The following is a 15,462-nucleotide window of genomic DNA, read 5'->3' on the forward strand; positions in this document are numbered from 1 at the left end:
TATTTTATAGTAAAAGTGATGATTGATATCTCTGTAAAAGATGTGCAGAGAAATTAAGCAGCATTCAAAAACCTTTATTTTGAGGAGGTTTTTTGAAGCTGCTTTTTTATTTGGAGAAAATGGAGGAATGGGTAATGGCATTTCATAAGCCGGAACAAATTGCTGAGCTTGTCATTGAGGCCGGTGTTCAAAAAGTAAGACAGACATTGCCAGCGATGCTTATTCTCGGTTTTTTAGGAGGAGCGTTTATTGCGATAGGTTTTTTACTTAACATTCGAGTTTTAGGGAATTTACCTGAGCGCTGGGGAAGTCTAGTGAATGTTTTAGGAGGAGCAGTATTTCCTGTTGGACTCATGCTCGTAGTATTAGCAGGAGGAGAATTAATTACGGGAAATATGATGTCACTGTCTATGGCGCTTTATGCAAAGAAAATTACATTGATAAGTGTACTGAATAACTGGGTTTGGATTACTCTCATGAACTTTATTGGGGCAATTTTCGTTGCGTATTGCTTTGGACATCTTGGCGGATTAACAGAGGGAGAGTATTTAAATAAAACGGTAGCGATAGCGGAAGGGAAGTTACATGAATCATTTGGGAGAACTTTGATTTTAGCAATTGGTTGTAATTGGCTCGTTTGTCTTGCTCTTTGGCTCGCTTACGGGACGAGTGATTTTGTCGGGAAAATCATCGGAATTTGGATTCCAATTATGGCATTTGTAGTGATTGGATTTCAGCAAGTAGTAGCAAATATGTTTGTCATTTCCGCTGTTATTTTTGCTGGTCATCTAACGTGGATGGATCTGGCTAAAAATTTTGTTCCTGTTTTTATCGGAAATGTAATTGGAGGAGCTGGGTTTGTTGGTTTTGCTTACTTTGCTTGTTATCAGAAACAACATTCTAATATGAAATAGAGTTCTTGAGAGGAAGGGTATGTAATGGCTGATCGGTATTCACGACAACAGTTGTTCAAACCAATTGGGAGTAAAGGACAAGAAAAAATTCGAAATAAACATGTGTTAATTGTAGGGGCAGGCGCATTAGGAAGTGCAAGTGCCGAAAGTTTCGTACGTGCAGGTGTTGGTAAGTTGACGATTATCGATCGTGACTACGTTGAATGGAGTAATTTACAAAGGCAACAATTGTACTCTGAACAAGATGCGAGAGAGAAAATGCCGAAAGCAATTGCTGCAAAAAATCGGCTAGAACAAATTAATTCGGAAGTACAAATACATGCTTTCGTAATGGATGCAACTTCAGAAAATATGGAAGGTCTATTAAAAAATGTAGATGTAATCATTGATGCAACAGATAATTTTGATATTCGATTTGTAATAAATGATTTATCACAAAAACATAATATTCCGTGGGTATATGGTTCTTGCGTTGGATCATATGGTATGAGTTATATAATTATTCCGCAAGAGACACCGTGTTTACATTGTATGCTGAAAAATATCCCTGTTACAGGTGTGACGTGTGATACTGCTGGGATTATTAGCCCGACTGTTCAAATCGTCGCAGCATATCAAGTGGCAGAAGCGCTCAAAATTTTAGTGGAAGATTTCTCAGCAATTAGAAAAACATTTTTCATGTTTGATATATGGAGTAATCAAAATCATTTTATAAAATTAGGGAAAATAAAAACAGACGCTTGTCTCTCATGCGGTTTGAATCGAACTTATCCTTATTTATCATACGAAAATCAAACGAAAGCAGCTGTTTTATGCGGAAGAAATACAGTTCAAATTAGAACAGTAGACAATAGGAAATACAATTTTGATGATATAGAAAAAGTATTAAAAAAACTGGGAAAAGTAGATCGGAATCCGTATTTACTATCTTGCCAATCCGATGATTACCGCATCGTTTTTTTTCGGGATGGTCGTGTTTTTATTCATGGTACAAATGATATTTCGAAAGCGAAACAACTATATTATCGCGTATTCGGTTAATAGAGAGGGTGTCAACAATGGAAAGAAGAGTGCCAATTACGGTTGAAGAAGCTGTTCGTAAAGTGATGGGATTTGCTGATAAGGGCTTAAAGGAGCTATTACCAATTGAATTAGCTTATGGACGTATATTAGCAGAGGATTTAGTAGCTGACCATGATGTACCGTCATTTAATCGTTCGCCGTATGACGGATTTGCTATTCGAGCAGAAGATACTAATTTAGCAAGTTATGAAACGCCAATTGTATTTGAAGTAGTGGGTGAAATTGGTGCAGGATCGCTATTCCATGAGAAAGTAGGTCCATTTCAAGCAGTTCGAATTATGACAGGAGCACAAATTCCGAATGGATGTGATGCGGTTGTTATGTTAGAGCTGACTCGTCAATATGAGAAGAATGGCAACAATTATATGGAAGTGAAGCGATCATTCAAAACGGGCGACAATATTTCTTTTCAAGGTGAAGATGCTCGTAAAGGAACAGTTCTTGCAAAGAAGGGATCGTACATTAATCCAGGTATTTCAGCTCTTCTTGCTACATTCGGTTATAGTGAAGTACCAGTTGCGAGAAAGCCTGTAATTGGATTGTTAGCGACTGGGAGTGAATTACTGGATGTCAATGATTCATTACAGCCAGGGAAAATCCGAAACAGTAATACGTACATGATATTGTCTCAAATTCGAAGAGCGGGCGGAAGAGTAAAATATTTTGGGAAGTTTAGTGATGATTTTAATACGTGTTTTACAGCTGTGAAAGAAGCGCTTGGCCAAGTAGATATGTTAATTACAACGGGCGGTGTATCAGTAGGAGATTATGATTATTTACCAGCTATTTACGAAAAGTTAGGTGCATCTGTTCTTTTTAATAAAGTTGCAATGCGACCAGGAAGTGTTACGACTGTAGCACAATTAAATGGCAAGTTATTATTTGGTTTATCAGGGAATCCATCAGCTTGTTACGTAGGGTTTGAATTATTCGTAAGACCGTGTATTCGGACGTATATGTTTAGTGAAAAAGTACATTTAAAAAGAGAAAAAGCGTTATTAGGAGAAGATTTTCTAAAACCGAATCCATTTACAAGATTTGTACGAGCAAAATTGCAATATGATGAGGGGAAATTAATCGCTTATCCATCAGGGTTTGATAAATCTAGCTCAGTTTCTTCATTGGCAGAATCCAACGCGTTTATCGTATTGCCGGGCGGGACAAGAGGATATAAAAAAGATATGTTTGTCGATGTTCTTTTATTAGAAGATAACGAAGGTAGTGAATGGCCTTGGACATTTCATAAAGTGAGAGGTGGTTTTAATGGGACAAGTGCTATTTGAGATTGTAGATAAACCGATTTTAGTTGAAGAAGTAACGAATAAAGTCGCAAGAAGGGAAGCAGGTGCGATTACAACATTTATTGGTACGGTGAGAGAATTAACAAAAGGAAAACGAACGCTACATTTAGAGTATGAAGCATATAAACCGATGGCAGTAAAACAACTTATGAGAATTGGTGAAGAAATTAGTGAAAGATGGCTGGATGCAAAAGTAGCAATTACGCACCGTGTAGGGCGGCTAGAAATAATGGATATTGCGGTAGTCATTGCAGTTTCATCACCGCATCGTAAAGTAGCTTATGAAGCGAATGAGTACGCGATTGAACGTATAAAACGAATCGTTCCAATTTGGAAAAAAGAATTTTGGGAAGATGGAACGATGTGGGTTGGAGATCAACTTGAAAACACACCTTATCCAGAAGGAAAACCAAAGAAGGAAGAATGAGAAAATGATTACAATTTTACTGTTTGCAAATTTGCGTGAGGAAGTTGGATCGGATCGATTAGTAATTTCAGAAAAGCAAGAAATGACAGTGCAGCAATTAAAAGAATGGCTCAAAGCCAGCTATTGTTTACAATCGCTGGATAAAGTGATGGTGGCTGTTAATGAAGAGTTTGTAATGAATGAAGAGATGATAAAAGCCGGAGATATAGTCGCATTAATCCCACCCGTTAGCGGGGGATAATAAGCTTTTTCACCAGATGAAGTGCCAAGAAAATGTTGTATATAAATTAGAATAAGAGAAGGGATGAGTTCTATGCTTACTCAAGAACAAATAATGAATGCATTAAAACATGTAGAGGATCCAGAGTTACACAAAAGTGTTGTAGAATTAAATATGGTTAGAAATATACAAATGAACGGAACAGAGGTTAAACTTGAAGTAGTACTAACAATCCAAGGTTGTCCGTTAAAAGCAAAAATTCAACAAGATATTGAAGAATCGCTTCACGCAATTGGTGCCTCTAAAGTGGAGGTAACATTTGGTTCTATGACACAAGAAGAACGTGCAGCTTTAACAGAGAAGTTAAAGCGAAATACTAGAACAGAAACTGGTATGCCGAGCATGCTTCGCCCGGATTCAGGAGTACGTTTTATTACGGTAACGAGCGGAAAAGGCGGAGTTGGAAAATCAACGGTGACAATTAATCTTGCAACTGCACTAGCTCGTATGGGCAAAAAAGTGGGGATATTAGATGCAGATATATATGGTTTTAGTATTCCAGCTATGATGGAAACGAATAAGAAACCAACGATGATTGATCAAACGGCAATTCCAGTCATTAGTCACGGTGTTAAAATCATGTCGATGGGATTCTTTACAGAAGGAAATAACCCAGTGATGTGGCGCGGACCGATGCTAAATAAATGGATTCAAAATTTCCTTGCGAATACGCACTGGGGAGAATTAGATTATTTATTACTTGATTTACCACCAGGTACAGGAGATGTTGCGATTGATGTTGCAGCGATGATTCCGCAAGCGAAAGAAATAATTGTTACAACTCCGCACAATATAGCTTCATTCGTTGCTTCAAGAGTTGGTGTAATGGCAAAACATACGAAGCATGAGATTTTAGGTATTGTGGAAAATATGGCTTATTATGAAGAACAAGATGGATCGAAAAATTATCTCTTCGGAAAAGGCGGCGGCGAAATGCTTGCAGAACAATTGCAAACAGAAGTAATTGCCAAAATACCTTTTGCGAAACGTGAAGAAAATAATGGCTCATCTGTATATGATGAAGATTCTCTTGTTGGAGAAGTGTTTACATCGTTAGCTGAGGATATTATTTATAGAGGATAGAGGGGGAAGTTTAGTATGGCATGTAACATTGATCATTCTATTGAAGATGTGATGAATAAGCTTGAAAGTCAAAAGAATTTTTTACCTGAAGGGATCTTTAAAGAGTTAAAGAGTTTTTTGCAAGGTATTCATTCACAGAAATTATTAAATGATGTTTTTCACCTCCTAAAAAAGTATGATTTAGTCAGTGAGGAAGAACGAGAGACGAGAAACGCACAATTGTTGTACATTTTGAATTAAGTACTCTTTGGCTTTAGAATTTTTTCAGAAGGGGTGAATGTGATGGATATGAAAAAGATGATTGAAACGATAGAAGTAACTAGAGTGACTGACGAGGAATTATCGATTTCGAATTTACATCCAAAGCTTGTGAAGTTGTATAGTCAAAAAGATAGTGCAGAGTATACGAAGCTATTAAAATATATTTTATCATTATCCGTACAGCTGAAGCTGAATCTTGTATTGAAATATTTTGGTGTACGTCCCATTGTTGCTGCAGACGAGCGTATGCAATTTCAAGAGATATTTAAATGCTTAGCTAAGAAAGATGAGAATGGGGAATGGTTTCTAAATTTTGTTTCTTTATATGTAGGGCTAATTGTAGTTCTTCGTTTTGATGAGAAAGTGATTGAGAGCAATTTTTTTGATGATATGGTAGTGGATGAATGTAATGAAATATAAGATTCTACTCATAACATTTTTCTATATTAAATGCTTTAACTGCGATTTTAGTTGGTTATGTAAATATGAAGGTAACTAATTAAGAAAAAGGAATGAAACTAGTTGGATAAAAAGAGTTCTTCAGTTGTTTCCATCGTTTTTTCGTGTTACTATTAATCGAATTTTTCATAAGGAGAGAAAGCGATGAAATGGATTTATTTTCTTATTATTAACGTTATAGCTTTTAGCCTTATGGGGCTTGATAAACGAAAAGCAAAGAAGAAACAGTGGAGAACGCCAGAAAGTACGTTGTTTTTATCGGCGGCAGCTGGAGGAGCAGTTGGAGCTTGGATCGGCATGTATATGTTTCATCATAAAACTCATAAAAAGAAATTTGTTTTCGGCATACCGTTACTTGTTGTAATAACGGTATGTTTATTATTCGTTGTATGAGAAATGTCGAAAGAAATGCAGATTGATTATTGGTAAAGTGAGCATGTGAGACCGTATAATGGAGAAAAAATGAGAAGAGGAGAAAAAGGAAGATGGGGAGTCAATCAGCAGAGCAAAAAAAAGGGATACTATACGCGGCTGGTGCTTACACGATGTGGGGAATCCTACCGATTTATTGGAAATGGGTTGAGGAAGTTCCAGCAGATGAAATATTAGCACACCGCATCGTTTGGGCATTTGTTTTTATGTTACTCGTATTAGGTGTTACGAAGAGGTTTCGTCAGTTTATTGGGGAATTTGTGAATCTTTTTAAACGACCTAAATTATTAATGTCATTAACAATAGCTTCAGTCTTGATTAGCGGAAACTGGTTTGTTTACATATGGGCCGTTAATCATAATCATGTTATTGAAGCGAGTCTTGGCTATTATATTAATCCGCTTATTAGTATTTTACTTGGTACAGTCGTTTTAAAGGAAAAGTTAAACTTCTGGCAATATGTTGCAGTTGGTTTAGCTGGAGTGGGGGTTATCATTTTAACAGTGCGTTTCGGATCTATTCCGTGGGTTTCTCTTTCACTTGCCTTTTCATTTGGATTATACGGATTAACGAAAAAACTGTTAAACTATGATGCTACAATTGGACTTACGATGGAAACGATGTTAGTGACACCGCTTGCAATCATTTACCTTGTTATGACAGGCGCCCATGGTTTCGGCTCATTTGGATCTATTTCAATGTTATCGACATTACTATTAATAGGAGCAGGTATTGTTACAGCTCTACCACTTTTTTATTTTGCAAAAGGAGCCCAACTTATTCCGCTTTATATGGTAGGTTTTTTACAATATATTGCACCAACAATTAGCTTAATTTTAGGTGTATTCGTATTTGGTGAACATTTCACATCTACTCATATGATTGCATTTTTCTGTATATGGGTTGCATTATTTGTATTCTCGGTAGCGAAGACTAAGTTTTTAGTGCAGAAACAACCGAAATTTATAAAAAATAAATCAGCAAAAGTATCATAATGCGTAGTATTTTCTACGCATTTTTCTTTATACTTATATTATATAGAATTTCCATTATAGTCAGTAAGGAGCTGAGAACATGGAAACAATTTTACATAATGATCCGCTTATGGCAGCTGTAATTTCATGGTTTTTAGCACAATTAACGAAAGTAGTCTTCAAATTAGTTAAAACAGGTGAATTTGATTTTGCAAAGTTTTTTGCTTCAGGTGGGATGCCAAGTTCTCATGCTTCAACAGTTACAGCGCTTGCTACAGGAGTTGGAGTAGTGGAAGGCGTGGAAAGCTCGATGTTTGCGGTTGCTACAATTTTTGCCATTATTGTTATGTATGATGCTTCAGGAGTAAGGCTTGCAGTAAGTAAACAAGCAAAAATATTGAATGACTTTTTTCACGGTAGAGAAACAGAATATAAGAAGTTAAATGAACTTGTTGGGCATACACCGTATGAAGTAGTAGTCGGTGCTTTATTAGGGATTATTGTCGGAGTAGGGTATTGTTTATGAGCAGAACATTTTATATGTTCTGCTTTTCTTTGTTTTTATACATATTCAGCTACCTTTTTGAATATCGTTATACGGATTTCGAAAGGGTGGGTGAGCAACTTGTTATTATATGAAAAAGTGCATGAAGAAATAGCGAGAAGAACAACTGCACTTCAAACAATGCAACGGCAAGATGGTACGTGGCGGTTTTGTTTTGAAGGAGCGCCACTAACAGATTGTCATATGATTTTTTTATTAAAATTATTAGGTAAAGATAAAGAGATAGAACCGTTTGTAAAAAGATTAGCATCACTCCAAACAAATGAAGGAACATGGAAATTGTATGAAGATGAAGTGGGTGGTAATTTATCTGCTACAATTCAATCTTATGCTGCCTTACTTGCATCGAAAAAATATACAAAAGAAGATGTGAATATGAAGCGAGCGGAAATGTTTATAAATGAGCGCGGTGGGGTAGCGCGTGCTCATTTTATGACGAAGTTTTTATTAGCGATTCATGGAGAATATGAATATCCTTCTCTCTTTCATTTGCCAACACCAATTATGTTTCTGCAGAATGATTCCCCTCTCAGTATTTTTGAACTGAGTAGCTCAGCACGTATTCATTTAATTCCGATGATGTTGTGTTTAAATAAAAGATTTCGAGTAGGGAAAAAGTTATTGCCAAATTTAAATCACATTGCAGGCGGGGGCGGAGAATGGTTTCGGGAGGATCGGTCTCCAGTTTTTCAAACGTTAGTAAGTGACGTGAAGAAAATTATAACGTATCCACTTTCTTTGCATCATAAAGGATATGAGGAAGTAGAACGTTTTATGAAAGAGCGTATTGATGAAAATGGAACATTATATAGCTACGCAACTGCCTCGTTTTATATGATTTATGCTTTACTTGCATTAGGACATTCTATTCAATCACCAATTATTCAAAAAGCTATAACGGGAATCACATCTTATATATGGAAGATGGAGAGAGGGAGCCATTTGCAAAACTCTCCATCAACTGTATGGGATACAGCTTTACTCAGTTATGCTTTGCAAGAAGCTCAAGTTCCGAAAGCAAGTAAAGTGATTCACAATGCATCAGCATATTTACTAAGAAAACAGCAAACGAAGAAAGTAGATTGGAGTGTACATGCACCGGATCTCTTCCCGGGTGGTTGGGGCTTTTCGGATGTGAATACGACGATTCCAGATATTGATGATACAACTGCTGCGTTAAGAGCATTGGCGCGAAGTAGAGGGAACGAAAATGTAGACACTGCTTGGAAGCGAGCGGTTAATTGGGTTAAAGGATTGCAAAATAATGATGGTGGTTGGGGGGCTTTTGAAAAAGGGGTAACGAGCCGTATATTAGCAAATTTACCAATCGAAAATGCAAGTGATATGATTACAGATCCTTCTACACCAGATATTACAGGAAGAGTATTAGAATTTTTCGGAACGTATACGCAAAATGAATTGCCCGAGAAACAAAAACAAAGTGCGATAAATTGGTTAATGAATGTACAAGAGGAAAATGGATCGTGGTATGGGAAATGGGGAATTTGTTATATATATGGTACATGGGCAGTGTTGACTGGTTTACGGTCACTAGGAATACCATCTAGCGATCCATCAGTGAAACGAGCAGCTTTATGGCTTGAACATATACAGCATGAAGATGGTGGCTGGGGAGAATCTTGCCAAAGTAGTGTGGAAAAAAGATTTGTTACTTTGCCATTTAGTACACCATCCCAAACAGCATGGGCGTTAGATGCCCTCATTTCTTACTATGATAAAGAAACGCCAGTCATTCGAAAAGGTATTTCATATTTGCTCTCCAACTCTTATATAAATGAAAAATATCCTACTGGAACAGGTTTACCAGGTGGGTTTTATATTCGTTATCATAGTTATGCTCATATATATCCATTGCTTACTTTGGCTCATTATGCAAAAAAATATAGAAAATAAACCGAGAGATGTCTCTCGGTTTATTTTGTTGGGTAGTAGGTCCCTTTTGAAAAGAATAAGGTTGTGATGTACCTTATTTTTCGGTTGATTGGCGCTTTTGACGTGCATCAGCGGCATTTGCACGTGCATTTGCTTCTAAGTCGTTGTGGTCAGCGAGTTCGCGAGAGAACTCAACATCAATGCCATCAGTTGCTTTGCTTTGTTTGAAATTCTTTTTGTTCATTCGACACAATCTCCTTGCGTTTATGCGACGTTGCAAAGTTAGTTTGACACAAATAGACTTTTTTATACAAAGAGGAATTGGAAAGCAAGGAGCCGAAATATACAGTATAAGTAATAGAAATGGGGGATAGGAATGGAGTTTTTAAATGGGAAAACAGCTGTTGTAACAGGAGCTGCACAGGGAATTGGAAAAGAGATTGCAAGGGTTTATGCAAAACTAGGGGCGAAAGTATTAATTAGCGATGTAAATGAAGAAAATCTACAAAAAACGACACGTGAATTATCAGATGAAGGATATGAAGTGTGCTCATATCGATGTGATGTGAGTAATCAAAATGAAGCAAAGTCGTTAATTGAATATGCGGTTCAAAAATTTGGTACATTACATATTTTGGTGAATAATGCTGGAATTACAAGAGACGCAATGTTACATAAAATGGAGAAGTCTGCTTGGGAACAAGTATTACAAGTGAACTTAACTGGAGTTTTTTATTGTATGCAACCCGCGCTTCTTTACATGAGACAACAAGGGTATGGACGCATTATTAATATATCTTCAATTAGTAGAGAAGGAAACATAGGTCAAGCAAATTATGCGGCTACAAAGGCAGGAGTTGTAGGATTAACGAAAACAGCAGCGAAAGAAGTTGGAAGTTTCGGTATTACTTGTAATGCGATTTGTCCGGGGTTTATGGATACAGATATGACCAAAACGATACCAGATAAAGTGAAAGAAAAGATGGTTGGCGCTATTCCAGTTGGTAGAATTGGAACGCCAGAAGATATTGCGAACGCAGCAGCCTTTTTAGCATCAGAATACGCATCTTATATTACAGGTGAAGTATTAAATGTGAGCGGAGGACTGCAAGTTTAAAGGAATACATAATGAAAAGAACCTGACCAGGTAGGTCAGGTTCTTTCTCATTAATTTAAGTTAAGCCAAACGCTCTTTACTTCTGTATAGTTATTTAATGCGTAAGATCCCATTTCACGGCCAAGACCAGATTGTTTAAATCCTCCAAATGGAGATGCTGCATCAAAGACGTTATAGCAGTTTACCCATACTGTACCTGCACGTACTTTACTTGCAACATAGTGTGCTGTTTTAACATTTTCTGTCCACACACCAGCCGCTAAGCCGAATTGTGATTTATTTGCACGTTCAATTACTTCGTCAATATCGTTAAACGGTATTGCAGAAATAACTGGACCGAAAATTTCTTCTTTTGCGATCGTCATTTCATCATTTACGTCAGCGAATACTGTAGGAGAAACGAAGTAGCCTTGATCGAATGGATTACTTCCTCCGCAAAGTACTTCAGCGCCTTCTTCAATCCCTTTTTCAATGTAGCCCATTACACGTTTTTGTTGTTCTTCGGAAACGAGAGGGCCAATTGTTGTTTCAGGGTTAAGACCGACACCTTGATTTAGTTTTTTAGAATAGAGGACGAGATCAGCCATGACATTATCATACATTTTCTTCGGAACAAATAAGCGTGATCCAGCAGAGCATACTTGTCCTTGGTTAAACATAACACCAGAAAGTGCACCAGGAATCGCGCGAGATAAATCAGCATCTGGCAATATGATATTTGGTGATTTACCGCCTAATTCAAGTGTAACGCGTTTTAATGTTTCGGATGCTTGTCGCATAATTTGTTTACCGACAGGAGTAGAACCGGTAAATGCAATTTTATCAACGAGTGGATGATTAACGAGAGCTTGTCCAGCTGATTCACCGAATCCAGGTACGATATTAATAACACCTTTCGGGAATCCAGCTTCTTCAATTAATTCAGCTAAGTATAGAGCAGATAGTGGAGTTTGTTCTGCAGGTTTTAAAACGATTGTACATCCTGTAGCAAGCGCTGCTCCCATTTTCCACATTGCCATAAGAAGCGGGAAGTTCCAAGGGATAATTTGACCAACGACACCAACAGCTTCATGGCGTGTATAGTTAAAGTAATCACCGGAAACAGGAATTGTTTGACCAACGATTTTCGTAGCCCATCCAGCGTAATAGCGCATATGCTCAATTGCAAGTGGTATGTCTGCTGCCATTGTTTCACGGATTGGCTTTCCGTTATCTAATGTTTCGAGCTGTGCAAGCTCTTCTTTATGTTCTTCCATTAAATCAGCTAACTTGTACATGAGACGGCTTCGCTCAGCGGTGCTCATACGAGACCAAGGACCTTCGTCAAAAGCCATACGAGCTGCGACTACAGCTTTATGAATATCTTCGCGACCAGCTTCAGAAACGACGGCAAGTGTTTCACCAGTTGCTGGGTTAGGTGTTTTAAATGTTTTACCGGAAGCGCTTTCAATGAAAGATCCATTCACATATAACTTTTTTGTACCTTGAAGAAATTTCTCTACCTTTTCATGAAGATTTACAGCTAGTTGACTCATTGTATAACCCCCTTGAAAATATAATGTAAACGCAGTACGAGACGGCGCTTATTCCGAAATCAAGGATGTGGAAACTAGATGGAAAGCCTCTAATTAAAATCATAATTAAGAAATACTGAAAATTCAAATTTCATTTGTGTTACAATTGTAAAAAATATGTAATGTAAGAGAATCTTCTATATGATTATAAAAAATCCTGCTTGTTTTTGCTTTCTAGTAGGAAAAACTAGAAGAACAATGGTACAATAATACATCGTGAGAGGAGGGGTAAAAATGAAAGATTATCATGATGATCCACGCTTTCGAATAGCCCATAGAGAAGCGTTAATTGGTCTTGGACTTGCTATTATTAATTTTATAATATGGTACGGATTTGCTTATGGGCTTGGTAGTAAAAATCCGAATGAATATACATATGTATTAGGTTTTCCCGCATGGTTTTTTTATAGCTGTATCGTTGGATTTATCGTTATGGTTATTTTACTTAGTTTAGTTGTTCGTTTTGTATTTCAAGATATTTCACTCGATGAGGAAGAAAAAAGTGAGGAATAATAGATGAATTGGTATGTAATCATTCCAATGATAATTTCGTTTATCGTTGTATTTTTAATTGGTGTATATGCTTCAAGACGTGTGCAAGCAACTGCTCATAATAAATTTTTACAAGAATATTTTCTTGGTGGGCGTGAGCTAGGCGGTTTATTATTAGCGATGACAATGATTGCTACGTACGGTAGTGCAAGTAGCTTTATTGGTGGCCCTGGTATTGCTTACAATATGGGGCTTGGATGGGTACTGTTATCTGCGATTCAAGTTGTAACAGGCTATATCGTTTTAACGGTTATCGGTAAAAAGTTTGCAATTATCGCTAGGAAGATGGAAGCAATTACTCTTATCGATTATTTAAAAGGGAGATACAATAATAAAGCAGTTGTTATACTTTCTGCGTTATGTATTATTATCTTTTTATTTTCAGCGACAGTAGCCCAGTGGGTCGGTGGTGGACGATTAATCGAGTCACTAACTGGTCTATCGTATACAACAGCACTATTTTTATTTACTTTTTCTGTACTTGTGTACGTATTAATTGGTGGATTTCGTGCAGTTGCTCTATCAGATACATTATTAGGAATCATTATGTTAGTTGGAACGACAATCATTTTAATTGCTACTGTCATTGCTGGTGGTGGAATTGAAAAGATTATGCAGGAACTTGTTCAAATTAATCCAAAGTTAATTACACCATTCGGAGCAGATGGCAGTTTAACGAAATCATATGTTACATCATTTTGGATTTTAATTGGAATTGGCGTTGTCGGCTTACCGCAAATTAGCGTGCGTGCCATGTCTTATAAAAATTCAAAAGCGATGCATCAAGCTTTAATAATTGGAACCGTTGTCGTTGGCACAATTATGATCGGTATGCATTTAACTGGTGTATTTGCAAGAGTAGTACTTCCAGGTATAACGGTACCAGATAAAGTAATGCCGCTACTTGCGATGGAAGTGTTACCTCCTTGGTTAGCTGGAGTTTTCTTAGCTGCACCGATGGCAGCGATTATGTCTACAGTAAACTCTTTATTATTACTTGTAAGCTCGTCAATTATTAAAGATATATATGTAAATTACATAAATAAAGATGCAGCAGACAGTACGATAAAAAAAGGAAGTTTGTGGATTACTGGTATTGTAGGACTACTCGTTTATGCAGCGGCGATTAAACCACCAGATTTTTTAATATGGCTAAATTTATTTTCTTTCGGTGGATTAGAAGCAGCATTCATTTGGCCAATCGTATTAGGGTTATATTGGAGGAAAGGAAATGCTACAGGAGCGCTTGCGTCTATTTTAGTTGGGGTAGGCTCATATATGTGTATTCATCTTTTCTATCCAAATCCGTTCGGTATACATACAGTTGTCTTCCCGATTTGTTTTGCGTTTATCGCTTATGTTATTGGAAGTATGAGTGCTGTAAAAAAAACAGTATAGGTTAGCTGAAGAACGTAGTCCTTATAAGACTGCGTTTTTTCGTATGAATTTGTTCTTTTTTTATTCTGTATATCCACGGTTATTCATAAATTAATAACAACTGAGGGGATGGAGTTGAGGTCGATGAAAAAAGTGTTATTTTTAGGAGACCCGGGAATTGATGACTCTTTAGCAATTATGTATGGATTGTTGCATCCTGATATTGATATTGTTGGTGTAGTAACGGGATATGGAAATGTAACACAAGAAAAGGCGACAAGTAATGCCGCATATTTATTGCAAATGGCAGGACGGGAAGATATACCTGTTATTAATGGTGCGAAAATTCCTTTATCCGGAGATATTACGACGTATTATCCAGAAATTCATGGGACAGACGGTTTAGGGCCAATTAAACCTCCAAAAACTTTTTCACCAAATATAAAGCCTTTTTGTACATTTTTTGATCTTCTTGAAAAATATAAAGGAGAATTAATAATAGTCGATGCTGGTAGATCAACAACATTAGCGACAGCATTTATTTTAGAAAAGCCGATGATGAAGTATGTGAAAGAATATTATATAATGGGCGGTGCTTTCTTAATGCCTGGCAATGTAACACCAGTCGCAGAGGCGAATTTTCATGGTGATCCCATTGCGTCACAATTAGTTATGCAAAATGCCAAAAATGTGACATTAGTGCCACTTAACGTTACATCTGAAGCAATTATTACACCGGAAATGGTAAAATATATTACGAAACACTCTAAAACGAGTTTTAATAAGTTAATCGAGCCGATATTTACGTACTATTATAAAGCTTATAGAAAGTTAAATCCGAAAATAAAGGGAAGTCCAGTACATGACGTCGTTACAATGATGGTTGCGGCAAATCCATCCCTTTTAGATTATGTATATCGTCGTGTCGATGTAGATACAGCTGGAATTGCAAAAGGAGAGAGTATTGCTGATTTTCGGCCTCAACCTGATGCAAAAGCATTAAAAAATTGGGTGCGAATTGGTTGGTCGTTACATTATAAAAAGTTTCTTGAGGATTTTGTGAAATTTATGACGTAGACATAATAGGAGCATACAAGTTAAAATAATGGAGATGGTTATGTAAATGACCATCTCCATTATTTTGTTTTTAAATGATAAATAGAGAAGAGT

General features: G+C 36.9%; 18 protein-coding genes. 16 read left to right on the top strand and 2 right to left on the bottom strand.

The genetic code is table 11. The features are described from left to right. Window positions 1-134: 134 nt before the first annotated feature. The 12 genes from IQ781_RS25605 to IQ781_RS25660 all read left to right on the top strand — a co-directional run bounded on the left by IQ781_RS25605 (window position 135) and on the right by IQ781_RS25660 (window position 9,693). A complete protein-coding gene (locus IQ781_RS25605) occupies window positions 135-914 on the top strand; it encodes a formate channel (protein WP_000863998.1) in 780 nt (259 codons plus the stop codon). A 24-nt stretch (window positions 915-938) separates the two neighbouring features. Beyond that, window positions 939-1,955 carry a molybdopterin-synthase adenylyltransferase MoeB gene (locus tag IQ781_RS25610; RefSeq protein WP_000785261.1) on the top strand — a complete coding sequence of 339 codons (1,017 nt, stop codon included), beginning with the start codon at window positions 939-941 and terminating at the stop codon, window positions 1,953-1,955. Window positions 1,956-1,972: 17 nt separating this feature from the next. Further along, the gene (locus IQ781_RS25615; protein ID WP_000442200.1) at window positions 1,973-3,280 is read left to right on the top strand and encodes a molybdopterin molybdotransferase MoeA; all 1,308 of its coding nucleotides are present in this window, start codon (window positions 1,973-1,975) and stop codon (window positions 3,278-3,280) included. Then, complete coding sequence (moaE, locus tag IQ781_RS25620) at window positions 3,261-3,725, top strand: molybdopterin synthase catalytic subunit MoaE (protein WP_000531881.1); 465 nt, start codon at window positions 3,261-3,263, stop codon at window positions 3,723-3,725. Before IQ781_RS25615 ends, moaE begins: the two co-directional genes overlap by 20 nt. A 4-nt stretch (window positions 3,726-3,729) precedes the next feature. Further along, window positions 3,730-3,966: a molybdopterin converting factor subunit 1 gene (gene moaD, locus IQ781_RS25625; protein WP_000628500.1), complete on the top strand. Its 237-nt coding sequence runs from the start codon at window positions 3,730-3,732 to the stop codon at window positions 3,964-3,966. Between the two features lie 72 nt (window positions 3,967-4,038). After that, window positions 4,039-5,088 (top strand): P-loop NTPase, encoded by a 1,050-nt coding sequence (locus IQ781_RS25630; protein WP_000957508.1) that lies wholly within the window; start codon window positions 4,039-4,041, stop codon window positions 5,086-5,088. A gap of 15 nt (window positions 5,089-5,103) precedes the next feature. Beyond that, window positions 5,104-5,328, top strand: a complete 225-nt coding sequence (locus IQ781_RS25635; RefSeq protein WP_000752375.1) for a hypothetical protein — start codon at window positions 5,104-5,106, stop codon at window positions 5,326-5,328. Between the two features lie 42 nt (window positions 5,329-5,370). Continuing rightward, window positions 5,371-5,769 carry a hypothetical protein gene (locus tag IQ781_RS25640; RefSeq protein WP_000367297.1) on the top strand — a complete coding sequence of 133 codons (399 nt, stop codon included), beginning with the start codon at window positions 5,371-5,373 and terminating at the stop codon, window positions 5,767-5,769. Between the two features lie 183 nt (window positions 5,770-5,952). Next, window positions 5,953-6,201: a DUF1294 domain-containing protein gene (locus IQ781_RS25645; RefSeq protein ID WP_000871349.1), complete on the top strand. Its 249-nt coding sequence runs from the start codon at window positions 5,953-5,955 to the stop codon at window positions 6,199-6,201. A 92-nt stretch (window positions 6,202-6,293) separates the two neighbouring features. After that, window positions 6,294-7,235 (top strand): EamA family transporter RarD, encoded by a 942-nt coding sequence (rarD, locus tag IQ781_RS25650; protein ID WP_000535539.1) that lies wholly within the window; start codon window positions 6,294-6,296, stop codon window positions 7,233-7,235. A gap of 79 nt (window positions 7,236-7,314) precedes the next feature. Next, window positions 7,315-7,740, top strand: coding sequence for a divergent PAP2 family protein (locus tag IQ781_RS25655; RefSeq protein ID WP_000447820.1), 426 nt, complete (start codon window positions 7,315-7,317; stop codon window positions 7,738-7,740). Between the two features lie 99 nt (window positions 7,741-7,839). Then, on the top strand, window positions 7,840-9,693 hold the full coding sequence (locus IQ781_RS25660) for a terpene cyclase/mutase family protein (protein WP_000928147.1): 1,854 nt from the start codon (window positions 7,840-7,842) through the stop codon (window positions 9,691-9,693). Window positions 9,694-9,766: 73 nt separating this feature from the next. On the opposite strand, the gene IQ781_RS25665 is transcribed toward IQ781_RS25660, so the two are convergent. After that, window positions 9,767-9,916: a YfhD family protein gene (locus tag IQ781_RS25665; RefSeq protein WP_001035815.1), complete on the bottom strand. Its 150-nt coding sequence runs from the start codon at window positions 9,914-9,916 to the stop codon at window positions 9,767-9,769. A gap of 132 nt (window positions 9,917-10,048) precedes the next feature. Between IQ781_RS25665 and fabG the strand changes: the two genes are divergently transcribed. After that, window positions 10,049-10,789 (top strand): 3-oxoacyl-ACP reductase FabG, encoded by a 741-nt coding sequence (fabG, locus tag IQ781_RS25670; RefSeq protein WP_000395038.1) that lies wholly within the window; start codon window positions 10,049-10,051, stop codon window positions 10,787-10,789. 50 nt (window positions 10,790-10,839) lie between these two features. On the opposite strand, the gene dhaS is transcribed toward fabG, so the two are convergent. After that, window positions 10,840-12,324, bottom strand: coding sequence for an aldehyde dehydrogenase DhaS (gene dhaS / locus IQ781_RS25675; protein ID WP_000080281.1), 1,485 nt, complete (start codon window positions 12,322-12,324; stop codon window positions 10,840-10,842). Window positions 12,325-12,597: 273 nt separating this feature from the next. On the opposite strand from dhaS, the gene IQ781_RS25680 reads away from it, so the two are divergent. The 3 genes from IQ781_RS25680 to IQ781_RS25690 all read left to right on the top strand — a co-directional run bounded on the left by IQ781_RS25680 (window position 12,598) and on the right by IQ781_RS25690 (window position 15,369). Further along, window positions 12,598-12,876, top strand: a complete 279-nt coding sequence (locus tag IQ781_RS25680) for a YhdT family protein (protein WP_000656239.1) — start codon at window positions 12,598-12,600, stop codon at window positions 12,874-12,876. 3 nt (window positions 12,877-12,879) lie between these two features. Then, window positions 12,880-14,313, top strand: coding sequence for a sodium/pantothenate symporter (gene panF, locus IQ781_RS25685; protein WP_001104820.1), 1,434 nt, complete (start codon window positions 12,880-12,882; stop codon window positions 14,311-14,313). A gap of 123 nt (window positions 14,314-14,436) precedes the next feature. Next, window positions 14,437-15,369 (top strand): nucleoside hydrolase, encoded by a 933-nt coding sequence (locus IQ781_RS25690; RefSeq protein ID WP_000756458.1) that lies wholly within the window; start codon window positions 14,437-14,439, stop codon window positions 15,367-15,369. The last annotated feature ends 93 nt before the right edge of the window (window positions 15,370-15,462 follow it).

It is taken from the genome of Bacillus sp. N447-1, assembly GCF_022701035.1.
Lineage (GTDB): Bacteria > Bacillota > Bacilli > Bacillales > Bacillaceae_G > Bacillus_A > Bacillus_A cereus.